Annotated in this window: 24 protein-coding genes and 2 pseudogenes; 4 read left to right on the top strand and 22 right to left on the bottom strand. The window is 70.7% G+C overall.

The features are described from left to right. Positions 1–539: 539 nt before the first annotated feature. Positions 540–2,228 carry a replication-relaxation family protein gene (locus tag BAW75_RS22970; protein ID WP_275937808.1) on the bottom strand — a complete coding sequence of 563 codons (1,689 nt, stop codon included), beginning with the start codon at positions 2,226–2,228 and terminating at the stop codon, positions 540–542. A 469-nt stretch (positions 2,229–2,697) separates the two neighbouring features. Here BAW75_RS22970 and BAW75_RS32410 point away from each other — a divergent pair, with 469 nt between their 5' ends. The 3 genes and pseudogenes from BAW75_RS32410 to BAW75_RS22960 all read left to right on the top strand — a co-directional run bounded on the left by BAW75_RS32410 (position 2,698) and on the right by BAW75_RS22960 (position 3,694). Then, a complete protein-coding gene (locus tag BAW75_RS32410) occupies positions 2,698–2,856 on the top strand; it encodes a hypothetical protein (RefSeq protein WP_167435607.1) in 159 nt (52 codons plus the stop codon). Between the two features lie 66 nt (positions 2,857–2,922). After that, positions 2,923–3,207 (top strand): annotated as a pseudogene (locus tag BAW75_RS22965) (STAS domain-containing protein); the annotation flags it as partial. Further along, the gene (locus tag BAW75_RS22960) at positions 3,200–3,694 is read left to right on the top strand and encodes a DUF5956 family protein (RefSeq protein WP_146074890.1); all 495 of its coding nucleotides are present in this window, start codon (positions 3,200–3,202) and stop codon (positions 3,692–3,694) included. The pseudogene BAW75_RS22965 and the gene BAW75_RS22960, both read left to right, overlap by 8 nt. A gap of 284 nt (positions 3,695–3,978) precedes the next feature. Here BAW75_RS22960 and BAW75_RS22955 read toward each other — a convergent pair whose 3' ends face one another. The 15 genes from BAW75_RS22955 to BAW75_RS22890 all read right to left on the bottom strand — a co-directional run bounded on the left by BAW75_RS22955 (position 3,979) and on the right by BAW75_RS22890 (position 14,385). Beyond that, positions 3,979–4,728, bottom strand: a complete 750-nt coding sequence (locus tag BAW75_RS22955) for a replication-relaxation family protein (RefSeq protein WP_167435606.1) — start codon at positions 4,726–4,728, stop codon at positions 3,979–3,981. Between the two features lie 334 nt (positions 4,729–5,062). Then, on the bottom strand, positions 5,063–5,512 hold the full coding sequence (locus BAW75_RS22950) for an NUDIX domain-containing protein (RefSeq protein WP_208635297.1): 450 nt from the start codon (positions 5,510–5,512) through the stop codon (positions 5,063–5,065). After that, entirely contained in the window at positions 5,484–6,134 is a 651-nt protein-coding gene (locus BAW75_RS22945; protein ID WP_104114873.1) for an ATP/GTP-binding protein, read from the bottom strand. The genes BAW75_RS22950 and BAW75_RS22945 overlap by 29 nt, the downstream gene beginning before the upstream one ends. Continuing rightward, positions 6,131–6,886 (bottom strand): hypothetical protein, encoded by a 756-nt coding sequence (locus BAW75_RS22940; protein ID WP_104114872.1) that lies wholly within the window; start codon positions 6,884–6,886, stop codon positions 6,131–6,133. Before BAW75_RS22940 ends, BAW75_RS22945 begins: the two co-directional genes overlap by 4 nt. 135 nt (positions 6,887–7,021) lie before the next feature. Beyond that, positions 7,022–7,768 (bottom strand): hypothetical protein, encoded by a 747-nt coding sequence (locus tag BAW75_RS22935; RefSeq protein ID WP_104114871.1) that lies wholly within the window; start codon positions 7,766–7,768, stop codon positions 7,022–7,024. Continuing rightward, positions 7,761–8,753: a radical SAM protein gene (locus BAW75_RS22930; RefSeq protein ID WP_208635296.1), complete on the bottom strand. Its 993-nt coding sequence runs from the start codon at positions 8,751–8,753 to the stop codon at positions 7,761–7,763. Before BAW75_RS22930 ends, BAW75_RS22935 begins: the two co-directional genes overlap by 8 nt. A 263-nt stretch (positions 8,754–9,016) precedes the next feature. Beyond that, positions 9,017–9,331, bottom strand: coding sequence for a hypothetical protein (locus BAW75_RS32130; RefSeq protein ID WP_146074889.1), 315 nt, complete (start codon positions 9,329–9,331; stop codon positions 9,017–9,019). Between the two features lie 97 nt (positions 9,332–9,428). Next, a complete protein-coding gene (locus BAW75_RS22925) occupies positions 9,429–10,106 on the bottom strand; it encodes a helix-turn-helix domain-containing protein (protein ID WP_244206226.1) in 678 nt (225 codons plus the stop codon). A gap of 101 nt (positions 10,107–10,207) precedes the next feature. After that, positions 10,208–10,867 carry a helix-turn-helix domain-containing protein gene (locus tag BAW75_RS32405; RefSeq protein WP_167435605.1) on the bottom strand — a complete coding sequence of 220 codons (660 nt, stop codon included), beginning with the start codon at positions 10,865–10,867 and terminating at the stop codon, positions 10,208–10,210. 204 nt (positions 10,868–11,071) lie between these two features. Next, positions 11,072–12,208 carry a methyltransferase domain-containing protein gene (locus tag BAW75_RS22915; RefSeq protein ID WP_104114869.1) on the bottom strand — a complete coding sequence of 379 codons (1,137 nt, stop codon included), beginning with the start codon at positions 12,206–12,208 and terminating at the stop codon, positions 11,072–11,074. Continuing rightward, entirely contained in the window at positions 12,205–13,182 is a 978-nt protein-coding gene (gene tgmB / locus BAW75_RS22910) for an ATP-grasp ribosomal peptide maturase (protein WP_244206225.1), read from the bottom strand. The genes BAW75_RS22915 and tgmB overlap by 4 nt, the downstream gene beginning before the upstream one ends. 18 nt (positions 13,183–13,200) lie before the next feature. Beyond that, on the bottom strand, positions 13,201–13,446 hold the full coding sequence (locus BAW75_RS22905) for a hypothetical protein (RefSeq protein ID WP_244206224.1): 246 nt from the start codon (positions 13,444–13,446) through the stop codon (positions 13,201–13,203). Between the two features lie 134 nt (positions 13,447–13,580). Continuing rightward, on the bottom strand, positions 13,581–13,883 hold the full coding sequence (locus tag BAW75_RS22900; protein ID WP_104114879.1) for a hypothetical protein: 303 nt from the start codon (positions 13,881–13,883) through the stop codon (positions 13,581–13,583). Then, on the bottom strand, positions 13,883–14,179 hold the full coding sequence (locus BAW75_RS22895) for a hypothetical protein (protein WP_146074888.1): 297 nt from the start codon (positions 14,177–14,179) through the stop codon (positions 13,883–13,885). Before BAW75_RS22895 ends, BAW75_RS22900 begins: the two co-directional genes overlap by 1 nt. Before the next feature lie 5 nt (positions 14,180–14,184). Then, the gene (locus BAW75_RS22890) at positions 14,185–14,385 is read right to left on the bottom strand and encodes a hypothetical protein (RefSeq protein WP_104114866.1); all 201 of its coding nucleotides are present in this window, start codon (positions 14,383–14,385) and stop codon (positions 14,185–14,187) included. Between the two features lie 420 nt (positions 14,386–14,805). Here BAW75_RS22890 and BAW75_RS22885 point away from each other — a divergent pair, with 420 nt between their 5' ends. Beyond that, a complete protein-coding gene (locus BAW75_RS22885) occupies positions 14,806–16,035 on the top strand; it encodes a helix-turn-helix domain-containing protein (RefSeq protein ID WP_146074887.1) in 1,230 nt (409 codons plus the stop codon). On the opposite strand, the gene BAW75_RS22880 is transcribed toward BAW75_RS22885, so the two are convergent. The 6 genes and pseudogenes from BAW75_RS22880 to BAW75_RS22855 all read right to left on the bottom strand — a co-directional run bounded on the left by BAW75_RS22880 (position 16,019) and on the right by BAW75_RS22855 (position 22,920). Next, positions 16,019–17,575: an NAD(P)H-hydrate dehydratase gene (locus BAW75_RS22880; protein WP_104114864.1), complete on the bottom strand. Its 1,557-nt coding sequence runs from the start codon at positions 17,573–17,575 to the stop codon at positions 16,019–16,021. The two genes, BAW75_RS22885 and BAW75_RS22880, sit on opposite strands and share 17 nt — an antisense overlap. 33 nt (positions 17,576–17,608) lie before the next feature. Beyond that, positions 17,609–18,292, bottom strand: coding sequence for an HAD family hydrolase (locus BAW75_RS22875; RefSeq protein ID WP_104114863.1), 684 nt, complete (start codon positions 18,290–18,292; stop codon positions 17,609–17,611). 185 nt (positions 18,293–18,477) lie between these two features. Further along, entirely contained in the window at positions 18,478–19,377 is a 900-nt protein-coding gene (locus tag BAW75_RS22870) for a DUF2637 domain-containing protein (protein ID WP_104114862.1), read from the bottom strand. Further along, positions 19,374–19,754, bottom strand: coding sequence for a hypothetical protein (locus BAW75_RS22865; RefSeq protein ID WP_244206228.1), 381 nt, complete (start codon positions 19,752–19,754; stop codon positions 19,374–19,376). Before BAW75_RS22865 ends, BAW75_RS22870 begins: the two co-directional genes overlap by 4 nt. A gap of 405 nt (positions 19,755–20,159) precedes the next feature. After that, positions 20,160–21,056, bottom strand: a pseudogene (locus BAW75_RS22860) (AfsR/SARP family transcriptional regulator); the annotation flags it as partial. Between the two features lie 196 nt (positions 21,057–21,252). Further along, positions 21,253–22,920, bottom strand: a complete 1,668-nt coding sequence (locus BAW75_RS22855) for a fumarate hydratase (protein ID WP_030502831.1) — start codon at positions 22,918–22,920, stop codon at positions 21,253–21,255. Between the last annotated feature and the right edge of the window lie 8 nt (positions 22,921–22,928).

The raw sequence follows: 22,928 nt of genomic DNA, 5'->3' as shown, positions 1-22,928 counted from the left end.
CCCACCCGCGCCGCATCCGGGCTGTCGCCCGGATGCGGGGCGGGTGGGTGGCCGGCGGTAACGTTTCCCGTGCGTTGGGCTGGCCGGGCGGCTGGTGGGCGGGGGTGAGGTTCCGGCCCGACGCGGGTGCGCCAGGATCCGGTGACCGGTCGCCTGGTAGGCGACGGCGTGGGTTAGGTGTCGTCGGCTGGCTCGTGGCCATCGTCCTCCACAGTCACGGTCGCTCGGTTGCGGTCGTCTGCGGTCATCGCCTTGTCCTCTCTTGTCGTGGGTAGTGGCTGGTCTGCGGGCGGCCCGCCCGTGCTCCCGTCGCTTCTCGGTGCCGGTCGGCACGGCGGGGCTACGGAACGATGTGGCCCGGCGAGGGGCCGCCAGGCGGGTATGCAGCGGCGGCGTGTGAGTGCTGGCTCATCCGCGCCGAGCAGCGTTGCGGACGACGGGACGCCGGCCGCATAGACGCGGGGCGGGCGTCCACCGAGGCTGCCGCGCTGCGCCCCCACGGGCCGGCCTGGGGGCGCGGAGGCGGGTGTACATGGCGGTCAGCGGCTGTTGGTGGTGTCGGCGAGCAGCGCCGCGATGAGGTCGGTCAGCGGGGTGACGGTGTGGCGCTGGTCGTGGGGCAGGCGCATGGTGTGGTGGCAGCCGGGGCAGTCGCCGGTGTCGATGGCGGGGATGGTGAGCGCGCAGCGGGCGCAGGCGGTGAGGTGCTCGACGTCGAAGGCGGCGGCGAGCATCGCGCGGTCGGTGCGTTGGCGTTGCCACCAGGACAGGTGGGTCCACTCGGCGGTGACCTGCTGGTCGCGCCACTGCGGGTAGGTCGGTGCCGTGGCCTCGTCACGGTGGCCTGGTGGCTGCCAGTAGCGCCACACCTGCGCCTGCGCGGCGTCGCGGGTGGGGGCGTCGCCAAGCTGGTGGTGCTCGGCGGGGGTGAGTAGGCGCCGCCCGGCGAGGTGCGCGGCGGCGGCGTACCAGGCGGGCCGGTCCTCGCCGGTGGCGGCGAGGTGTGCGAGTTGGCGGACCTGGTGCGACCACGCCTGCTGGTGTAGGCGGGTGAGAGTGGCGCGTAGGGCGGGCGTGTCGCCGCTGGAGCGGGGGGTGCGCCGCCACCACTCGGCGAGGGCGTCCAGGGTCGGGTCGGCGTCGAGGTGGGGTGTGAACGCGTCGGCCGGATCGTGGTGGGTGTCGAGCAGGTAGCTGACAAGGTCGACGGCGGCCGGGCCGAATAGCGGGAGCAGGGGCCGCGGGTTGACGCGGAGGCGCCGCAGCGTCTCGTCGCGTTGCAGGCGGTCGGACTCGGCCTCTTGCCGCCGGTAGGCCGGCCGCGCGGCGGCGGCGGTGGTGGCGCGTTCGGTGCAGATCGCGGTCAGGGTGACCTCGGCGGCTTCCGGGTCGGTCAGCGTCCAGGCGTGCTCGGTGACCGCGCGGGCCGGATCGCGGACGAGGCCGGCCGCGGCGACGACGAGCCGCCCGTGCGCGGCGATCAGGTCGAAGTCGTCGACCAGCCGCCGCCCATAGCTGGGCAGGCTTTTCTCGCCGAGGTGGCGGGCGGCGTTGCGGGTGAAGGTGACCGCCCGATGCGCGGTCGTGGTGAGCAGCAGCAGCGGCGGGCAGTACGGGAACCGGCCCCGCCACGCCTCGTCGCGGGCGTAGGCCCGGTACCGGTCCAGCTTGCCCCGAAGCTGGGTCTGCGTCATCGAGGCCAGGTCGACCTCGATGAACGCCGCCACCTCCTGCCCGTCGTCCAGGACCGCCTCGTAGACGGCGTCCGGGGTGAGCCGCTTGACGCTCGTGCCGCCCCACTGGGAGGCCGAGCCTTCCCACTCCTGCCACCCGGCCCGGTCGGTGGCCCAGCCCGTCAACGTCAGACCGGCGGAGGGGCCGTGCTCGCGCAGGGCCAGCCACACCTCGGTGATGGTGGCCGCGTGGGCGCTGAACAGCGCCGACGGGCGGCGTCCGTCCGCCGGGGAGGTCCCGGTGACCAGGCGGGCTCCGGCGGGACGCAGCCACCAGTGGTGCGGCGCGCTGCCCCGCTGGCGGCCGGGCCGGTCGTAGTCCACCAGAGCGGCCGTGCGCAACTGCTCCAGCCGGTACAGCACCGTCCGCGCCGGAGTCGCCGTGGCACGGGCGAGCTGGTCGGTGGTCATCACCCGGTGATCATTCAGCAGCAGTAACAGGTGTTCACTGGGACCGCCGGAGGCCCGCAGCCGATCAGTCGTCTCGGACGGCATCAACACACTCCCTTCCGCGCAGTTACGCGGATATCCGCTTCCCCGGGGGAGAGAGGACATAGTCAGTCGCCGGTCTCCTCACCAGGCGAAACTCGGCATCGACCCGCCTCTTCACGGACTGTCAGGTTGCGGATCGGGTCCAGACCAATCCGCAAACCTCCCAGGCCCACAGCGACCTCTGTCAGCAGAGGCACGAGGACCTGTCAGCGCCTGACCCACCCTGACCGCCGAGCTGGTCAACCCCGCCTGACAGAGCCTCGCGTCTGTCAGGCGCAGGCAGAGCAGCGGTCGGGAAAAACTCGGACGGCTGTTACGGGGCGGCGGCTCCTCGGGTGCGGTATGGTCCGCGCATGATCAGCGGATAGGCTGATTACGGACAGCCGCCCGCCACGGCGGCGGCAGCGGCGAGCTGCGCCTGCACCACCAGCCCGGACGCCTGAGCTGTCAGGTCCGCGACTGCGGCGGCGGCATGACCAGCGATGTGCCCGCGCTGCCCAACGCCAACGTTCCCGGCCAGCGCGGCCTCTGGCTCGCCCACCACCTCACCCGCGGCCTCACGCTGGACACCAGCCCGCACGGGCTGACCGCCACGGTCAGCGTTCCCCTCGGCCCACCGGACGCGCCATGAGCGGCCCCGCCGACATCTGGCGCTGGCACAGCCAACCCCAGCCGGACCGCACCGGTCACCCTCGCCGGGGAACTCGACCTCAGCAGCGTCGAGCAGTTGAGCGACCGGCTGACCGCCACCATCGCCGCCACCCCGATCGTCGACGTCGACCTGGCCGCCGTGACCTTCATCGACTCCACCGTCATCAGCGTGCTCGTCTCCGCTCACCACGCCGCCACCCTCGCCGGCGGCGCCCTGACCCTGCTGCACCCCACCGGCCAGGTTAAGCGCGTCCTCACCGTCACCGGCATCCTGCCGCTGCTCGGCCCCGACAACTGCGAGACGCGGGCCGAGGGAGCGCATCATGAGTGATACCAGCGCCGCACCGAACGCCTGGGACACTGCCAGGCCGTTCCCCGGACCACCGCCGGGCTTTTCCGATCGCCGCGACGCCATCGACACTGCTGATGGCCGGTTCTGGGAGCTGAGCGAATCTGGCTGGGACGCGATGCTCGGCTACCTCGCCGACCCCGCCACCCTGGCCCGGTGCGTCGAGACGCGGCACCATCAGGTCGAGGTGACGGTCATCGACAGCACGGGCGAGCGCACGTTCTTCGTGCCGCGCACCGCGGACGATCAACAGATCATCGACGAGGGAGCGAACTCGTATCTGCGGGACGTGGGGCTGCCGCAGCGGCCGACCGGCTACCGCTGGTTCCAACGCCTACCCGGCGACCTCACCGTCAAAGACATCGATGAAGCGGTCTACGAGGCGATCCGGGAGCTGCCCCGCGACCATCACCCGGCCGAAGCGGTGCCCGCCATCCGCGCGGCCATGGAGAGGCTGTACCGGCGGTGAGTTGGCGACGGGGCGACGGCTGACCCGCTGCTGTGGGCGGCGGGTCCCGGAGGCACGTCGCCCCGTCACCACACCCCGAGCGGGCGGCAGGAACCGCCACCTGCCGAGCTGGCTCCCCTCGGGACGGATGATGGGAGCGGCGGGCGCTTTTGAGGAAGCCCCCGACCCTTCGGGGTGCCCGCCGCTCCGTCGTAGGTGACTGTATCGATTCCCGCTGGTCACGCCGCTGGTGTGAAAGCAGGTCACTAGTCCGGGTGAGGAGTGGGCTGCTCACCCGCTGCCAGCTACCGGCCGACCTCCGCCAACCGAAACAGACCCTCGGCCCCGGTCACGGCCCAGATCGCCTCAGCGGCGCTGGACGCGTCGAACAGCCGGTCGAGGGTCGCCGTGCCGACGGTCACCGGCAACGGCGCGGCAGCCACGCCACGACGCACCTCGATCTCCCGCTCCACGGTCGCACACAGCACCAGGACCGCGGCAACCGGGACACCTCGCGGGGCGCGCCGGTAGCCCCCCAGGAGGACGTCCGCCTCAGGCGGCGCGGCAAGCCCGGACAGCGCACCCGCTCCGGCGGTGTGCTCGACGTGCAGCACGAACCGCACGGCCCGCCCGCCCTCGATCCACACCCCGTACGCGCTCGGCCTCACCTCCGCCACGCCGTGCTCCCGCAGCCACACGGCGGCCTCCAGCGCCCGGCGCCACCGGAACAACTCACACCGCGGATCCTTGCTGGCATGGGCGGCCAGCCCGACGAAGAACTCGTTGACCACGAACTCGCCCCGACCGGGCCGGCCCAACGCCACCGGCACCGTCCGGCCCGCCCTGCGCAGCCGCGCGGTCAACGCCTCCGCCCCCGCCGCGCTCAACTCGTAGTACGCCACGTGGCGCGGGTCGTCGTCGTGGACGAACCGCCACACCAGCCCGGCCCGCGCCAGCGCGCCCAGGTGCCGCGCGGCGGCCGGACGGCTGCCGAACAGCAACGTCGTGACCTGACCGGTGTGCAGCACCCCGTGCTCGGCCAACACCGACAGCACGGCCCAATGCCGCGGCCCCAACCCATGCAGCTGAGCATCACCGGACCGCCGGGCCGGAGGCTGAAGCGAGTTCTCCTGCGGCCCGACCGCGTACCGCCGCGCCACTTGCCCGCCACCCCCTCCCGAAGGGCCGGCCTCCGAGTATGGTCGCCGGCCCAGCGGGGCTGCCACTTCCGAAACTTCCTACGCACTCCCTAATACTGATCAGAAAGCGCTTTCCCGGCCTCCGTTGTTCGGCAGATCCACCGAACGGCTGATGCATGAAAAGAACGAAACCGACTTATCGAGCCCGCAGCTGTTGGGCCCCATCAAGAGGGCGTCCCTGACGAGCGGGCTATCGCCATCCACTGAGGCGCAGCGGTGCGCCGGCGCGCCAGGCGGCTAGGCAGGCGGCGGTGTAGGGGTAGGTGTGGGACGGCAGCATGTCCGCCGGGAACCATTCGATCTTGGCGCACTTGTGCGGTTCGTTGTTGACTGGTTCGCCGTGGCGGGCGGGGTCGTGCGGGGCGGCGAAGACGAGGCCCACCCGCCCGGCTCCGGCGCTGTTGCGGTGGTGCACGGTGGCGACCATGCGTGGCTCGTCTCGGTCCAGTCGCACGCCGATCTCCTCGGCCGCTTCCCGGACGAGCGCGCTGATCGCGTCTTCGCCGAGTTCCAGCTTGCCGCTGGGCAGGTTCCACTGGCCGTCGGCGAATCCGGTGCCGTCCCGTAGCGCGAGCAGGACGTGATCGCCGTCGGTGAGGATGAGCAGCACGTCAACGGGGTGCGTGGGTGCCAGGGTCACGGAGGTCGAGGCTATCGCCGGTGGGGTTGAGCAGGGCGTCGACTCGCCGGGCGAGGTGGGCGACTCGTTCGGCCAGGTCCAGGCCGGGCGGCACGTCGTACAGCGGCACTCCGGTCTCGGCGCACGCCGCGCGGACCGCGGTCGCGGTTTCGTCTTGGAGGTGGGCGACCTTGGGGCGCATCGGGTCGGCCGGGTCGGTGTAGGCGTCGGGCAGGAAGAACACCGCGTCGTAGGTGCGCGGTGCCCATGCCCGGCAGAACGCGGCCATCGCCTGCAGCACGGCGGCCTCGTGGCTGCCGGGCGGCGCGGCGAGCACGAGGCGGGCGTAGGCGAGGACGTTGATCGCTGTCTTGTCGCAAATCAGCAGGTCGTGGTGGCGGGCGGCGCGCAGCGTGGTCGACAGTTGCGCCCCGAACAGGTCGACTTCGGTGGCGAGGTCGAAGGCACCCTTGCCATGGATCACGGTTTCCTCGATGAACGGGCTGGTGCGGGCCGGTTCCGGGGTGCACGCGACGAGCACCCCGCGCGCCCGGTAGTGGGCTGTCAGCGCGTGGACCAGGGTGGTTTTTCCGGCGGCGTGGGTGCCTTCGATGCCGACCACGACGCAGGTGCGGATCGTCACGACGCCTGCCTTTCTGGAAGTAGGGCCCGGAAGGTGGGGTGGTCCAGCCAGCCGAGTCGCCCGGCTAGCGCGGTTGCGACCATCGTGTTGACGTTGACCGGCTTGGGCCAGGTCAGCTCCCCGGCCGCGCGGAGGCCGACCAGTGCGGTGGACAGGCTGTGGCGCAGGTTGAGCACGGTGATCCGCTCCCGTGCTTCGACGTCTCGGTTGGTGAGCCAGTCGCGGTGCAGCGCGGTCATGGACTTGCGGGCGAGTTCGGGTTGGGTCACGTCGAGGTCGAGTTCGCCGCACACGTCGACCAGCCGGCGGGAGCGGCCGAACAGCACGTGGTCGGCGTCGAAGCGGGTGTCGAGCACCTGCCGCGCCGTGTCGGTGCGCCGGTCGTGCCACGCCTGCCGTGCCGCGAGGAGCGCGGCTGGGGGGCGGGGGCCGGCGTTGGCGGCCAGCACGGCGAGGTCGCTGCACAGTTGGTGACCGGTGATCAGGTCGGCGGCCTCGGTGGCGGCGGCGATGTCGGCCGCCGCTGCCGCGACGAGGTCGCCGCGTTCGGCGTCGCCGTCGAGATAGAGGCTCGTGTAGGCCACCGGCAGGCTGCCGGTGGCGAGGAGCAGCGGAGAACCGTCGCCGGTGGGCACGGTGAGCCACACGATCGAGTAGCAGAACGCCTGGTTGCCGTTCTTGATCCGGTAGTTCTTGCTCCACTCCACGTCGATCGAGGCGACGAGCCGGGTTCCGGGCAGCCGGGCTGGCACGCCACCTGGTCCGCCGAGATCGCTGATCACATGCACAACCGGTCCTCCGCCTGTCGTGGTTGTCCTTCCGGCGCCGGATGGTGCCGGTGACCGCCGCCCGCGCGTGCGGGCGGCGGCCACCGACGTTAGCGCCGTCTACGCCTCAGCGGAGGCAGGCGGTCGCCTGTTGGTGTCGTCCGGTGCGGTTGCCGTGCTAGCGGGACGGAGCACGTCCCAGGCGGCCTGGTCGATCGCGTCGGCGACGCGAAAGAGTCCCTCCCAGCGGTAGCGGCCGGCGTGGACGGCCGCCGTGAGGCCGATGGCCAGAGCGCGTGCCAGCACAGCGCGCGCCACCGTGGCGCTGCCCGTGGGGCTGTCCGGCATCGGGACGGGCAGCGGCGCGGTCGCCATGTCCAGCGCCGCCGCCGCCTCGTTCGCCTCGACTGCGGTGTCGATCATCAGGGCCAGCCCGCGCCCCTTGATCGACCGGTTGGCCCACGCCTCGGCCACTCCTGCCGCGCCGCGCAGCGGCACGGTGGACAGCAGCGTCATGCGGGCCAGGTCCTGACCGAGCGCGTGTCCGGCGAGGATGACGGCGTGCCGGCGGGCGCGGGTCAAAGCCCGGTCGGTCACTGCGAGCAGGTCCGGCGTCTCGGCCACGTGATCGAGCACCGTGGCGCGGAAGCCGATCTGCAGTGTGTCGCCGCTGATGTCGTACGCCGAGCCGTGCCGGCGCACCCGCAGGTAGACCGTCGCCGCCACGACCGGCACCTCCCGCAGGCCGGATGCCCCGTCGGCCCAGTCGATGGCGAACGCGGCGAGCATGTCCCAGGGCCGGCCGAACGGGCGTTGCTCGGCCCCGAACGGGGCTTCGGGCCATTGCAGGTTGGTGTAGTCACGCACGGGCGTGTCCGCCCGTCCCGGCGGCCGTGCTGGCGTTGGCGACGGTGCGGATGCTCTTGCCGAGGTACTTGGCGAAGTGGTTGCGCTTGAACCGGTACCGCTTCCAGATCTCCGTCACCGGCTCCTCCAGGAGGTTGCCCAGCGGTTCCAACAGGTCGGGCGCGTCGTATACCGGCCACGCCGACGCCTTGCCGGTCACCTCCACCAGGATCATGTGGCCCTCGGTCTCGGGCGTCCACGTCGTCATGCGCAGCGCTGGCCGCCAGTCGTGCACCGCCCGCGCCTCGATCAGCCGGTCGAACGTCTGCCCGGCCTCGTCCAGGCTGATGAACTCGTGTTCTTCCAGGTCGAGCGCGTTACCCTTGCGCAGCGGCAGGATCAGCTTGAGCTTGCCCGCCCCGATCACGTCGGCGATCTGGTACGTGAACGGCAGCGCGTGCAGCGTGGACCGGTACACCACCGCTGACAGCGACAGCGGCAGGCCGTGCTCCAGGAACGCCCGGATGCCGGACATCACCTCGTCGTAGTCGCCCCGGACCCGGTTGGTGGTGGCGCGCGGCCCCTCCAGGCCGACGTTGACGAACGCGACCTTGCCGACCATCGACTTCGCGTACTGCAAGCCGCGCGTGGCGTTGGTCGGGATGCCGAGGATGAAGTCCTGGCTGTACATGTCCACGATCTCGCCGAAGTCCCTGCGCAGCAACGGCTCCCCGCCGGACAGGAACACCCGACCCACACCGGCCAGATTGGTGCGGATCGTGTCCAACTCCGCCAACGTCGGGTCGGGAAGCTGCAACGTCTCCGAGCAGAACGAGCAGTCGAAGTTGCACCGCTTGGTGATCTGAAGGATGACCGACAGCGGCACCGTCGCCGTCTCGGCAACCTCCTCGATGCTCGCCGCGCCGGTCACGGCGAAATGGTGCCCGGCGGTGAACGTCACCGGCCCGGCCGCCTGCGGAGGCGACGCGGGAGGGACGGTTGGCATACCCAGCATGGTCATGGTCAATGTCTCCCTTGCACGGGTGGTCGGGACCGCGCCCAACCGGACCGCAAATGGCGTGAGTCGATCGACGAGTCAGTCACATCCGTTGCCGCCACCAGACATCCCGACTCCCGGAGGGCCGCGCTCCCGGGGCACCGGGCGTCCCAGCTCCCGGCTCATCGCCGACCCAGCGCCACCTCGCGCCGCCCCGGCCAGTGCCCAGGCGCGCTCATGCATCGCATCCGGGTGTCTGCCGTGGCGGATCATCAGTGCTCCCGCTCGTACAGCAAGTCCTCGGCGTCCAACGGCGCACTACGCCCGCCGACCGCATAGCCGCCGTACTCCGGTTGCGCCCGCCCCCGGTCCTGCTCGGTCGCCGGAATGGGATCGGGTTGCCGAGCCTGACCGGCTACCGGTCCGGCAGGTGCGGGGAGAGCGCGTCCGCTGCCATACCAGCGGGGGTCTTCCCCGGCCGCCGCGATGACCGTTGCGGCGAACGCCCGCACCGCGCACGGCGTCGGTCTGCCACACCTCGCGCACGCCTCAGCCGCGATGCCGTCGTGACGCTGGTACAGCTCCACAGCTGTTGCATGGGTCAGAGTGCCGCCCAAGGTCGGAATCGATCGATGCACCGCAGGCCCCCGTTTCTCTCGTCGCGGCCGCCGTCTCGCTGGGGTGTCAGGAGGCGGGGCGTGTCCGGTCCGCTTGGTGGATCGGGGTGACGGTGGACCTGCCTCTCGTGGCTCGGCCACCGTGCGCGCGAGTTGCGGAGTCGTCAGGACTGGTGAGGAGCAGCCGGAACCGGGCCTTGGAGCCGGTGTCGACGCGCGTGAGTGCCTGATCCAGCGCCGACTGCGCCGCGGGCCTCGGCGGTGCGGGCGCCCTCCGGTGCTCCCAGCGAGAGACGGTCGCCGTGGTCACGCCGAGGTGTTCGGCGAACGCGCGGACGCTCATCCGCAGCGCCTCGCGCAACGCGCGGACCTCCCGCCCGGTCCACCGGCCGACGACCATCGGCGTGCACCCGCACTCACCCGGACACTCCGCTTCCGCAGTGGGCACGGCCGGCGGCGCCGCGTGGTGCCGGCGTTGCCGTTCGCGGGCTTGTACTTCCTGGGCATGGAAGTCCCGCACGAGCGCGTCCACCTGATCGAACGCGGCCAACAGGGCTCCGTCCGCGCCGACCGCTGCGTCGGCGCCCTGCCAGAACCGGCGGGTGGTGCTCTCCCGGCCGATCTCGACGTTGCCGATCTGGCTGCGGGAGTAGCAGATGAGCTTGGCAAGCTCGACCTGCGTCATACCCGCGATGCCACGCCAGGCGGCCAAGTGCCGGCCGAGATCCTTGCGTGCCTCGGCCACCTGACCCGGGGTGATTCCACCCGCCGCGACGAGGCGGCGCGGCTTGCCCGGTACCTGCCGGGCCATCCTGCCCGGCCGCGTGAGCTGAGTACCCGCCACCGCTACCGCGCCCGCCGCTCAGCCAGCGAGTACACCTGCGCACCACCCGCAACCGCTGGGAAGTCGACCACGGCCGCGGTGAGGCTCGCCGGACCGGCGCCGGACGCGTCGATCAGCACCCACACCCCACCGGCCAGCACCGCCACCCGGCCCGCCGCGCCGTCCTGGCACACCACCGTGACCGCCGTTCCCGCCTCCGCGCTCACGTCCACCTGCACCGCCGCCCCGGCGTCCGCGTCCGCCCCGGTGAATCCGACAAGCGCCTCGGCCGCCGGCGCGGCGGGCGGTGCGATGCCCACGCCCGTCATCTTCGCGCCAGGCTCGGCCGGGCCAGCCTCGCCGGACGCGTCCGGTTCGACCGTCGGCGCGTCGCTGGCGTGCCCCTGGATGATGTAGAAGCCAAGTTCGGCATCGGTGTCCCGGCCGAGCACCGCCCGCAACGCGGTGCGGGTGTGCGCCGCCGGCCATCGATGCTCGCCACGTTCAAGTTTGCCGATATAGCCCGCGCTGATGTTGAACACGCGTCCGGCGTGCTCGAACAGGTAGGCGGCAACCGCCTCCGCCAACTCTTGCCGCGACATCGGCCGACCCGACCCCGATGGGGACCGCCGCGCCCGCCGCGCGTTACGCAGCAGTTCGTTCGGCCCCGGTTGATACGCCACTGTGTACATCCGTCCCTGAAATGCGTAGTTGTCGTGGCAGGCACGGGCCAGGCGAGCGGTACACGCACTCCGCAGCGGTGCGCGGACCCCTCTCCTAGCCCCGCCCGGCGCGGAGTGCGTGGGTGTGCCAGGGTGAGGCACCCGGCGGGCCTGCTGGGTGTCGCCCGCCGGGGCGTCGTGTGTTCTCTAGGCCGGGTTAGGTTGTTAGGCGACCGGCTCGCCGGTGAGGATCACCGATTGGTCGTGGTCGAGCCAGATGTGGTGGCGTCCGTCGTCGTAGGCGGTCATTCCGAAGCGGCGGATGCTAGGAAGCTGCCAGCGGTTCCAGCGCTGCCAGGCGTCCTCGATGGCGGGCCACAGGGCGCGGGGTCCGCCGTAGGTGACGGTGGCCTTGTCGGTTCCGGGCCGGTACTGCACCCACGAGCAGTCGGTCTCGGTGTGCAGGAAGATGCCCTCGCCGCCATCTGGCAGGTTCTTGCTGATCGGGCCGAGACCGGGCACGGCCAGTTGCAGCAGGAACCGCAGCTCGCGCTCGTCGAACGCGTCGGTGGGAATGTCGCTGGTGGTCTGCGTCGGCTGGGTGAAGTCGAAGCTGGTGTCCGGGTCGGTGCCGTCGCGGAGCGGGTGGTCGGCGCGGGAGCGCAGCCACATGAAGTGGCCGGGGGTGTCGTGGAAGCGGCCCCGCACCGAGCTGGGCGTGGTCTTGTCGGCGACCAGGAGCGCGGACGCGAGTTCGCCTCGCACGTCGGCGACGATGCGCCCGCCGTGCACGAGCTGGCTGATCCAGGCCGGTGGGATCGTGGCGACGGCGGCGGTGGCGATGATCCGGCTGTACGGCGCGCGGACCGGCACCCCGAGCGCCCCGTCCCCTGTGGCCAGGAACGGCCGGTGGCCGAGGCCAGCCAGCCGCGCTCGGGCGGTCTCCACGAGCATCGTGTCGATGTCGATGCTGGTCACGTTCGCGTCGCCGAGGCGGTGGCACAGCAGGGCGGCGTTGAAGCCGGTTCCGGTGCCGATCTCCAGCACGCGCATTCCGCTATCGACGTCGAGCAGGGTGAGCATCTGCGCCATCAGGCTTGGGCGGGTCGAGGAACTGGTCGGCCAGCAGAAGCCGCCGCCCGGGTGTTCGGCGATCTGGGTGACCAGCGACTCATCGGCGTATACCGCGGCCAACCCTTCGGGCGTGTCGGCGCTGACCCGCTCGTTGTCGTCGTCGTAAAAGTGTGGCACGAACACGTGCCGGGGCGTCGCGGCGAACGCCTCCCGCCAGCCTGGAGCCAGCACACCCCGCCGGGTCAGCTCGGCAACCAGTGCGTTCGCGTGGTCCTGCCACATGCTCATGCGCGAGGTCCCTTCACCAGCAGATCGGCCAGTGCCGCAGCGATCGGCGCACCGGTCTCATGTTCCAGCCACAGCCACTGACCTGCCGGGTTGCATTCGAGCATGACCCAGCGGCCTTCGGGGGTGATAACGAAGTCGAACGCGCCGTAGCTCAACCCCAGCCGGTCCAGGAAGCGGCGCACGCCCGTTGCGACTGATTCCGGCACGTCGATGTGCTCGTAGGTGAGCGAGTCGTAGTCGGCCCGCCAGTCCACCCGTCCGGCCTGCGAGCGCGAGCGGATCGCGACCGCGATCGGCAGCGCGCCGACCACGGTCACCCGGGCCTCGAACGCCTTCGGCAGATACTCCTGCACCAGGTGCGCGGTCGCCGCGAACGCCTCAGCGGAGATGTCGGCGGGGTCGATGATCGTGGTGTAGGGCTTGGTCGCCTGGTGGCCGTCCTCGGTGAACACCAGGGACGACAGCGGCTTGCACACGACCTGCCCGCCGACCCGCTTGGCGAACGCGGCCACATCGGCGGCCACGTTGCTGAGCAGCGTGCGCGGCACCGCCAGCCCGCACCGGGCGGCCAGCGTCAGTTGCAGCGGCTTGTACTCGGCAGCGGCGGACTTGACCGGGTCGTTGACCCACAGCGCATCCAGGCTGGCCAAAAGCCCGCCGAGGCCGTGACGGGCCTCGACGGCCGCGAACACCTCATCGGCCGGTGACATCCCGGCAGGCAGCCGAAAGCTGGTTGGCCGCCAGTAGAACACCGAGCGCACCCGCTCCAGATCGAGCGTGTCCGCGGCGGTGCTCAACATGCCGGCCCAGCCGCCCTCCGCCGTGGTCGTCGCGGACAACCGCAGCTCCATCGGAAAGTCGCCGGTGTCGAGTCGCACGACCTTGCCTCCGGCGTGGGCCAACGCAGCCGCCACAGCGTCGGCTGTCGGGTCGTCGGCGCTGGTCAGGATCAGGATCGTGTCTTTGGTGTTCACGGCCGTCGCCCCCGCTTCCTAGCTGTCCGAGCCGGTGTCGGTCTGGCTGTCGCGGGACACCTTGCCGTCCGAAGACGTCTCGGTCGCCATGGAAGTCCGTGGCGAGGTGGAGGTGGTGTTGTGCTTGCCCTGTAGCGGCATCGGCACAGCCAGACTCGCCGCATACGGCCGAAGCTCGCCCGGGATGTGGGCCATCGGGTAGGCCACGCCGCCGGGCTCACCCATCGGCAACAGCGCCGGGGGCGAGAACAGCGGAGCGACCACCCTGGGCAGGGTTGGGGTTCTCATCGCGGTGGTCCTTCCTGCCGCCACGTCGGCGGCATCGAACTAGGGGTTGTGGGTTGCCCGCGCGGTACGCAGCTCCGCGCGGGCAACCATCCGGCCGCCTTGGCGAGGCGTCAACGGCCGGAAGCCTCTCGATCGGCGGGAGCGCCGAACGCGTGAAACGGTGTGCGGTCGGCGGCTGTGAAGTCACCGTTGGGGCCGATCAGTTGCAGGGGCTGCCTGCGGGGAAGTTGCCGGTCGTGGCCGAACAGCGCGACGTGCGCGGTGTTGCGCTGGCTGCACGGCTCCAACTCGCCGCAGGCAAGGCACCGGCCGCCGCGATCGGAGCGCAGATGCGCAGCGATCACGCTGTGGGCCGCTTCCACTCCATGCAAGGCGCTGCCGTTCACCGACGCCCGCACGGTCGCCGTCGCCATCACGATCCTCCTTCGCCAGGCGGTGTCTGGGTTGATGCCCACCGGGACCGGATCTCGGCGACGGTGGCCCGGCCCTCGCCGGTCAACCGCACCGTCAGGGCTCGGGTGCGAGGCACGATCTCCATCAGGTGGTCGCCGAGCAGCAGGTGCACCGTCGTGCGCACCGCCTCCACCGATACGTCGTGCAGCAGCGCGGCGAGCTGGCTGACCGTCCAGTCCCGCCCCGGCTCAGCGAGCAGCGCGTCATAGATGCGCTGACGCGGAACGCTCGCGACGGTCAACACGTTGGCGCTCAAGGCTTTCACCGCCCATCACCCCCGTCCGCTGCGAGCACCCGTTGCGCCCAGCGAGCCTGCGGGCACGGGAACCAGGCGAACCTGCACGACACCTCATGGCATCCCCAGCACAGCCCATCGGGCTCCGCCCGATGCACCAGCAGGATCGACCGCGCGTCGGCGATCTCGTCGGCGTGCGCCTTATCAGCTTCGATGATCACGACCATGGGCCTGTCCTCGCATCCAGAGCGTCAATCTGGCTGGCGTTCCATCCGACGTTGACCAGCCACGTCGAAGGCCCACCCGTAGGTAGCGCAGGGGAACCGCGCGTGACAGTTCAAGCAGCGGCTGCATTCCGGCCACTCGATCGGGCAATGGTTCGCACTGCCTGCGTCGCCCACCGAACGTTGGCGTCGACCGCGCCCGCTCCATTCCCGGTGATCTCTGTCATCTCTTGTTCCCCCCTCTCACCGTGCGGGCACCTAGCCGGACGGAGGCTCTTGTCACGCCCGGCCAGGGCGACCACATTGGTTGCCGCCGATTCACGGCGTCGATCTATGTGACCTGACGTTATGGAGCCGTCGCGCACCGGAACTACTACATCGGTAGCAGTGTCCGTATCGTGATGGTCATGGAAGGTGGTGGATATGGATATTGAGCCGAGCCTCATTCGCGGCATCGGGGCGAACATCGCTGCTCACCGACGTGCCGCCGGGGTCACGCAGCAGGAACTCGCGTCACGGATCGGCAAGTCGGTCCAATGGGTGTCGGCTGTGGAGCAGGGCCGCAGACACGCGGAGCGGCTTACCGACCTGCTTCGGATCGCGCAGGTCGTGCAGTGCACGATCGAGGATCTGATCGGCCGCTCCGTGGACAACCTCGTGCCCGGACCTCGCCCCGCGGGCGAGGCGGTAGCCGCCGTCCGAGAAGCGATCATGCGGGCAGCGGTACCCGCCGCCTTCCCCCGAGTTGCCGAGCCCGTGCAAAACATCGGCGAACGGGTAACCGCGGCGTGGACGATCTGGCACAGCTCGCCGACCGCGCACACCATCCTGGGCGGCGTGCTGCCCGGCCTGATCGTCGACGCTGTCGCCGCCTACCGCGCCGCCGAGGACCGCCGCTCGGCCGCCCGCAACCTCGCTGGCACGTACCAGGTCGCCCGGCAGTGGCTACACCACATCCCAGACGGAGACCTCGCCTGGATCGCCGCCGACCGAGCCATGAACGCCGCACGCGAAGCCGACGATCCCCACTTGATCGCGATCGGGGCGTGGGCGCTGTCGGCGTCCTATCGCCGGGCCGGGCAACAAGACGAGGCAACCCGCCTGTGCCTCGCCGCCGCCGACGAACTGAGGGCGCACATTGATCAATCTGAGCCCGATCCGCAGCTGCTCGCCGACTACGGGATGCTTCACCTAGCCGCGTCCATCAGCGCCGCCCAATCCGACGACGACGGGCGCGCGTGGGCATTCCACCGAGTCGCCGAGGAAGCCGCCCGCGCGATCGGCCGTCACTACGATCCATGGACCGCCTTCGGTCCCGCCAACGTCGACATCCATGGCCTGGCCATCAGCGCCGAACTTGGTCGGGCGGATGACGTCGTCGAGTACTCCGCGCGTCTACACATCGATGACATACCAAGTGTCGAGCGTCGGGCCGCCGCGCTGATCAACACCGCTCGCGGCTTCGTCCGCCGAGGCGAGGACGAGTCAGCAATCCTCGTTCTGCTCGACGCGGAGAAGATCTCGCAGGAGGAGGTACGGGACTCGACACTGGTGCGCGAACTCCTGCGTGAACTGATCTTCCGGGACAGGGCGAGAGCACGGACACATGTGCGCGCACTCGCCCAACGAGTTGGCCTCATCCCAGCGAAATGAAACGATGACCTCGCATCCAGCCATCGGTGCCGGACGAGCGGCCGGTCAGGAGGCCAGCGATAACCGCCGGAGTCGCCGCCGCGACGTCGCCCGCAGCGATGGGGCCGCCCGCCGACGCCCGAGCACCGGCCCGCCCATGGACGAAGGCCGCCATCGCACCGGCATCCATCGCGTCGACGCCTTGTGCCATGAGCGCGCCAGCGATCCCGGCCAGCACGTCGCCCGTTCCCGCCGTCGCCAGCCACGACGGCCCGTCATTCTGACTCGATAGCCAGCCCTCTGGACTGGCAACCAGCGTGGTCGGTCCCTTCAGCAGGACCGTCGCGTCCACCTGCTTGGCCAGCAGCGTTGCGTAGAAGGCTGGCCGAGCCTCAACCTCGCTGCGCGGGACCGGCGTGCCCAACTGCCCGAGCATCCGCGAGACCTCGCCAGCGTGCGGAGTCAGCAGTACGGTGTCCGCCTCGGCGGCTCGAACTCCACCGGACCGCTGCCTGACACACGCCGTGAGTGCCCCCGCGTCCACGACGCAGGGAAGGCCAGATGCCAGCGCTTGATCGATCGCCTCGTCCTGGTCGGTGTCCGATTCGACACCCGAGCCCAACAGCCATGCCTGAACGCGGCCCTTGCCAGGCACCGCCTCCGGCACGGCGCGAAGCACGTGATCCGTCACGTGGCGCGGGCCGATGAACCTCACGATCCCGACGCCCGCCCGCTGCGCGCCCAGCACGGCGAGCACAGCCGCGCCGGGGTAGGCGTCCGAGCCCGCCACCACGCCGAGGACGCCCCGCGTGTACTTGTGACCGGCGTGGTTCGGCACCGGCCACCGCGCCGCCACACCGGCGTCGGTCAACCGGCGCACGTACGGCCGAGCCGGCAGACCCTCGTCAATGCCGACCGGCACGTGCACGAGCCGTCCAGCGACGTGGGCCGCTGGTGGCAGGAGGAGACAAGGCTTCAACGTGCCGAAGGACACGGTCACATCGGCGGCCAGACACTCCCCATGGATCTCGCCGGTGTCCGGGTCAAGACCGCTGGGCATGTCAACTGCGACGACCGTAGCTGCGCGTGGAACCGCCGCTGCCAGTCGCTTCGACACCCCGCTCAGGCCAGGTCGACCACTGATGCCGACAATCCCATCGAGCACGAGTTCTGCTCGTTCGAGCAGGCGGCTTATCCGGTCTTCACCTGCGGGTTCCCGTGCATCTATGACTCGGCCGCCAGCACCGACGAACGCTCGGAGACCACGCTCATAGGCGTGGCCTCCGACCATTGCGGCGGTGACCTGCGCACCGCCACGCTGAAGATGAGCACCGGCAAGAAGCGCGTCGCCTCCGTTGTTACCGCTACCAACCAACATCACGACACGGCGGCCGTAGACTCCACCGCTGCTCTCCCGCAGTATCCGGGCACACACCGAGTTGAGTGCCGCAGCGGCCCTGTCCATCAAGCCGCCCTCGGGCAGGCGAGCCAGGACCGGCAGCTCAGCGGCCCGGATGTCGTCAGCGCAAAAAGCCGCCAGAACCTCGTCCACAGAACGCATTTCGCAAGGGTTCCATACAGCGAGCGAGGCTCATCAATCGGCCAAGCTTGGTGCCGCGAACGCAGGCCGATGTACCGGAGCGGCACTGATCGGACTGCCAACCGGCCTGTGGAGAACACCGGTCTGCACGTTGTAGGCCGTCATGCCAGCCGAGAGGGCCGCCGTGACTCCCACTTCGGCGTCTTCGTACACCAAGCAGCGGGCCGGATCGGCACCGAGTCGCTGTGCCACCAGTAGGAAGATGTCCGGCTCAGGTTTACCTCTGCCCTGCGGAACATCGCTCCACGTCACGACGACATCGAACAGGGCATCAAGACCCGTGGCTTCCAGCCCTGCCCATACGGTATTCGTGGACGCGTTCGAGCCGATGCCAAGCCGCTGACCGCGACGCCGCGCAGCACGAGCCACCCGCGCGATCTCCTCAGCTACTTTCAGGTCAGGAGCAGCAGCCTGCACGTAAAAGCGACACCTGCCGATGATCTCGTCAATCGGCTCGGGCAGCGGCCCGAACTCCTGCTCCCACACGATCAGCATGTCCGGCGAGGCAATCGCCTGGCGCGGCCAGTACCAATCCGGGTCGAGCTTGACCCCCGCATCACCCATCGCACGAGCGAGGGCATCGAAGCAAACGTCGCGGGAGTCGACCAGGGTGCCATCCCAGTCGAAGATCAGGGCCTCGTAGGTCTTGCCGTCTGGAACGGCAGTGCGCGCGGTCACCGAACCAACGTACCTGGCGGCACAAAGGCTTCCGCGATGATGGGCAACACGACAACGGGGGTGCCACCGGATCTCGGTGGCACCCCCGTTGTCGTTCGGTTCCTATGCGCGATTCTCCGCGTTGGCGGGCGGACCCGTTGACGGCCACTGGGGCGCCTCTCGCTATCGACGCCTCACGGCCGACGCTACGCCACCACCTCCGACAGCGGTTCCGGCTCTTGCAGACGGGGCCGGACGGACGCCGGGCCGATGGTAGTCACGTCGTGCTCTGCCTTGAGGATCTTGAGTAGGAGTGACGCGCGTGCATTGGACACGCCGTGCCCGTCGTCGCGCATGGCGTCCGCGAGGTTGTCCCGCGACAGCGACCGGCCCTTGGTGGCGAGGCTCGCGCGGGCCGCCCGCGCCGCCGGTATCAGGTGCGCCACGGCGCGGATGCCGACCGACGCCGCCGCCCGCCCGCCCGGGTCGCCGATCCCGCCCGGAGCAGGCTGGCCCGCGCCGACCCGGGTGCCCCCGTTTGTCCCGGCGGCCCGGTCGGCCGGGGCGATCGCGGACGGCACCGGGCTGCTCGTCCGCTCGCCGGGGGCGGTCCCGGACGGTGTCGTCCCGTCCCGTCCGGCCTGCTGGACGGTCCCGGGGACGTCCGGGACGCTCCCGGCCGTCCGCTGATCGTCCCGGACGATCGTCCGCTGATCGTCTTTCGTGTGGTCGATCATGGCGAACAGAAGCTTGATCGAGACCAACATGGAGACCGCCGGCCACCCGGCTAGAGCCTTGCCGATCGGGTCCGCGCCGCCTACCGCGACGTTCGCGGCGAGGCTTGCGGCGGTGCCGACGATCAGCGCGATCCACGGAATCCAGCCGGTAGGCTGCCCGGCGCGACGCTGCGCGACGAGGTAAAGGCTGGCGACGATCTCCAGGCCGTCCACGCTGATCGGGAACGCCAGCGACTTCCAGCCGAGTTGACCATGTTCAAGGGCCAACTCCCGCATGTGCGCGAAACTGATGGCACCCGCGACAAAGGCGAGCCCGCCGACGAACAACGCAGTCAGGATCAACAACAGCTTGTCCGTACGGGTCCTCATCTGATCACCTCCTTCGCTTCCTCGCCGGCCGCGGTGAGCATGGCCAGCGCCGACAGCAAGGGCCGAGCGTCTTCGACGGCCATGGCCATCTCGGCATCGCCGACCCGGATACGCAGGTACGTCGAGCACGGCCACGGCGTTACCGCCTCGGTCAGCCACGCCTCACCGGCGCGGCCGGGCAGCCACATGGCACACGTCAGGTCGAAGGGGACGAGGGCGGAACGGTGCTCGCCGCCGACGCCGGGCCGATAGCCGTTCGCTTGGCTGGCTGGGTCGGCGATGCAACGGGACCGGTCACACCACGCCGGGTGCCGGCTGGCGCGGCCGGTTGGGGTCGGTTGTGGTTGGGGTTCGGTGTTTTCGTGAATGCCGGTCATGGCGTGAAGTCCTTTGCTGGCAAGCGGTTCGGGGTCGCCCACCGGGCGCGGTGCGCCGGGGCATCGAGAGGCTTGGCGGACGCGAGGCGCGCACCATCGGCCCGGCCCGCACGGCGGGCCAGGAAGGTCAAGGGGTTGCGGGGACCTGCGCACGGTCGATGCCGCCGGGGCCGTCACGGAGTCACGGAGTGCGCGGACCGCCCGGGGCGCCGGATCGGTCACGGCGCGGCCGGGTCGGTCGCCAATGCACGGGTGTCGATCAGCCCCGGCGCCGTACGCTAGCGGTGCGCCATGAGGCCCGGGAAGTCGGTGCCGGTCCCCGCCGTGCGGGTGGACTAGGATTCGCCTATCGGACCAACCGGTTCGATTCGGGCGGAAATTTGTGGGTTAGTTTCCGGGTTCGGGCTTGCCGCTGCCCGCCATGCCGTCGACGAGCTGGACCCGGCTACCCTCCTCGACCTCCCGCACCAGCCGGGCCACTGTCTGCTGCCGCCCGGTGAAGTCGCTGATCGCGCGCGGCAGCGCCCGCACCGGCGCGGCAACCCGGCTCTCCGGGCTGCTCAGCGCCAGGTCGCCGGCGAGTATCCGCTGGTGCAGCTCCTGCAACGCGGCACCCGGCTCGATGCCCAGCTCCTCGGCGTAGATCCGCCGGCCGTTCCGGTAGACAGCCAGCGCGTCCGCGTGGCGGCCGACCGCCGACAGGGCCAGCATCAACTGCCCCCGCAACCGTTCCCGCAGCGGCTCGCGCTCGACCGCCTCGGTGAGCTCGTCGACCAGCTCGGGCGCCCGGCGCAGCCGCAACTCGATGTCGACGCAGTCCTCCAGCGCGGCGAGCCGCTGTTCGTCGAGCGCCTGCGCCCGCCGCCGCACGCTACGGGCGGGGATGCCGGCCAGCACCGGCCCACGCCACAACGCCAGCGCGTCCCGGTAGTTCTGACACGCCTCGATCAGCCGGCCCGCTTCGGCGTTCCGGCGGGCCGCCTCCACGCCGTTGGCGAACACCTCTGCGTCGAGATCGCCCGGCTCGATCCGGATGCCGTATCCGGCCGGGTCGGTGACGATGGTCACGGTGGGCAGGCCGAGCGCCGCGAACCGCTGCCGCAGTCGAGACACGCAGATCTGGAGCTGGGTCCGCGCGGTCGCCGGGGGACGGTCCTCCCACACGGCGTCGATCAGGTCCTCGGTCGGCACCACCAGGCCCGGACGCAGCAGAAACATGGCGAGGACGATTCGATCTCGACCCGCGGTGACGGTGGCTTCACCGCCGCCGACCCGCAGGGGCCCCAAGATTCCGAACCGCACCGCGCTCCCCCGACCGCCGTATCAACCCTGCAGCAGCGTAGCCCGGCGGTCACCGAGCGCCGCGCCGAGGCGATAGCGATCCGATAGCGGCGGCGCACAGACTCGGTGCGGGTTGCCGATGACGGCATCCGACGGGGGCGGTGCGCCTGTCCGGTGGTCCGACCGGGCAGGCGCACCGATGTCTGTGCGTCTGAACTCAGCGGCGGCCGACGGTGAGCACCGGCTTGGTGACCTCGGCGAAGAAGTCGTTGCCCTTGTCGTCGACGACGATGAAGGCGGGGAAGTCCTCCACCTCGATCTTCCAGACCGCCTCCATGCCCAGCTCGGCGTATTCGAGCACCTCGACGTGCTTGATGCAGTCCTGGGCGAGGCGGGCGGCCGGGCCGCCGATCGAGCCGAGGTAGAAACCGCCGTGGGCCTGGCAGGAGCGGGTGACCTGGGCGGACCGGTTGCCCTTGGCGAGCATCACCATCGAGCCGCCGGCCGCCTGGAACTTCTCCACGTACGCGTCCATCCGGCCGGCCGTGGTGGGGCCGAACGAGCCGGAGGCGTAGCCCTCGGGGGTCTTGGCCGGGCCGGCGTAGTAGACCGCGTGGTCGCGCAGGTACTGCGGCATCGGCTCGCCCGCGTCCAGCCGCTCGGCGATCTTCGCGTGTGCGATGTCCCGCGCGACGACCAGCGGCCCGGTGAGCGACAGCCGGGTCTTCACCGGGTACTTCGACAGCTCGGCCCGGATCTCGTCCATCGGCCGGTTCAGGTCGACGCGGACGACCTCCTCGGTCTCCAGCGTCTCGTCGGTCACGTCGGGCAGGTAGCGCGCCGGGTCGGTCTCCAGGCGCTCCAGCCAGACGCCGGACGGGGTGATCTTCGCCACCGCCTGCCGGTCCGCGGAGCAGGACACCGCGATCGCCACCGGGCAGGAGGCGCCGTGCCGGGGCAGCCGGACCACCCGTACGTCGTGGCAGAAGTAGCGGCCACCGAACTGCGCGCCGATGCCGAAGTTGCGGGTCAGCTCCAGCACCTCGGCCTCCAGCTCCAGGTCGCGGAAGCCGTGCGCGCTCATCGAGCCCTCGGTGGGCAGCGCGTCGAGGTACTTCGCGGAGGCGTACTTGGCGGTCTTCAGCGCGTACTCGGCCGAGGTGCCGCCGATGACGATGGCCAGGTGGTACGGCGGGCAGGCCGCGGTGCCGATGAGCCGGAGCTTCTCCTCCAGGAACTGCATCATCCGCGTCGGGTTCAGCAGGGCCTTGGTCTCCTGGTAGAGGTAGGACTTGTTGGCCGAGCCGCCGCCCTTGGCCATGAAGAGGAACTTGTACGCGTCGGCGTGGCCGTCCGGGTCCTCGGCGTACAGCTCCACCTGGGCGGGCAGGTTGCTGCCGGTGTTCCGCTCGTCCCACATGGTCAGCGGGGCGAGCTGCGAGTAGCGCAGGTTCAGCCGGGTGTACGCCTGGTAGACGCCGCGCGAGATCGCCTCCGCGTCGGTGCCGTCGGTGAGCACGTGCCGCCCGCGCTTGCCCATCACGATCGCGGTGCCGGTGTCCTGACACATCGGCAGCACGCCGCCGGCCGCGATGTTGGCGTTGCGCAGCAGGTCGAGCGCGACGAACCGGTCGTTCGGCGAGGCCGCCGGGTCGTCGATGATCGAGCGGAGCTGGGCCAGGTGGGCCGGGCGCAGGAAGTGGGCGATGTCGTGCATCGCCTCGGCCGTCAGCGCGGTGAGCGCGCCCGGATCGACGGTCAGGAACCGGCGGCCACCCGGGCCGTTGACGACGTCCACGCCCTCATCGGTGACCAGGCGGTATTCCGTCAGGTCGGGGCCGGTCGGCAGCAGGGGTGCGTACGAGAAGGCGGCGGCACTGCTCATGACCGAAA

It is taken from the genome of Micromonospora chalcea (genome assembly GCF_002926165.1).
In the GTDB taxonomy this organism is placed as follows: Bacteria; Actinomycetota; Actinomycetes; order Mycobacteriales; family Micromonosporaceae; genus Micromonospora; species Micromonospora chalcea.
The sequence above is the reverse complement of the archived record's forward strand: the minus strand, read 5'-3'. Positions and strand labels throughout refer to the sequence as shown.

Excerpts from the sequence above, each read along its gene's own strand:
- BAW75_RS22970 (WP_275937808.1), bottom strand. The coding sequence starts at position 2,228 with ATGCCGTCCGAGACGACTGATCGGCTGCGGGCCTCCGGCGGTCCCAGT.
- BAW75_RS32410 (WP_167435607.1), top strand. The coding sequence starts at position 2,698 with ATGACCAGCGATGTGCCCGCGCTGCCCAACGCCAACGTTCCCGGCCAG.
- BAW75_RS22960 (WP_146074890.1), top strand. The coding sequence starts at position 3,200 with ATGAGTGATACCAGCGCCGCACCGAACGCCTGGGACACTGCCAGGCCG.
- BAW75_RS22930 (WP_208635296.1), bottom strand. The coding sequence starts at position 8,753 with ATGCCAACCGTCCCTCCCGCGTCGCCTCCGCAGGCGGCCGGGCCGGTG.
- BAW75_RS22915 (WP_104114869.1), bottom strand. The coding sequence starts at position 12,208 with ATGAGCATGTGGCAGGACCACGCGAACGCACTGGTTGCCGAGCTGACC.
- BAW75_RS22900 (WP_104114879.1), bottom strand. The coding sequence starts at position 13,883 with ATGGCGACGGCGACCGTGCGGGCGTCGGTGAACGGCAGCGCCTTGCAT.
- BAW75_RS22890 (WP_104114866.1), bottom strand. The coding sequence starts at position 14,385 with ATGGTCGTGATCATCGAAGCTGATAAGGCGCACGCCGACGAGATCGCC.
- BAW75_RS22885 (WP_146074887.1), top strand. The coding sequence starts at position 14,806 with ATGGATATTGAGCCGAGCCTCATTCGCGGCATCGGGGCGAACATCGCT.
- BAW75_RS22880 (WP_104114864.1), bottom strand. The coding sequence starts at position 17,575 with ATGCGTTCTGTGGACGAGGTTCTGGCGGCTTTTTGCGCTGACGACATC.
- BAW75_RS22870 (WP_104114862.1), bottom strand. The coding sequence starts at position 19,377 with ATGAGGACCCGTACGGACAAGCTGTTGTTGATCCTGACTGCGTTGTTC.
- BAW75_RS22865 (WP_244206228.1), bottom strand. The coding sequence starts at position 19,754 with ATGACCGGCATTCACGAAAACACCGAACCCCAACCACAACCGACCCCA.
- BAW75_RS22855 (WP_030502831.1), bottom strand. The coding sequence starts at position 22,920 with ATGAGCAGTGCCGCCGCCTTCTCGTACGCACCCCTGCTGCCGACCGGC.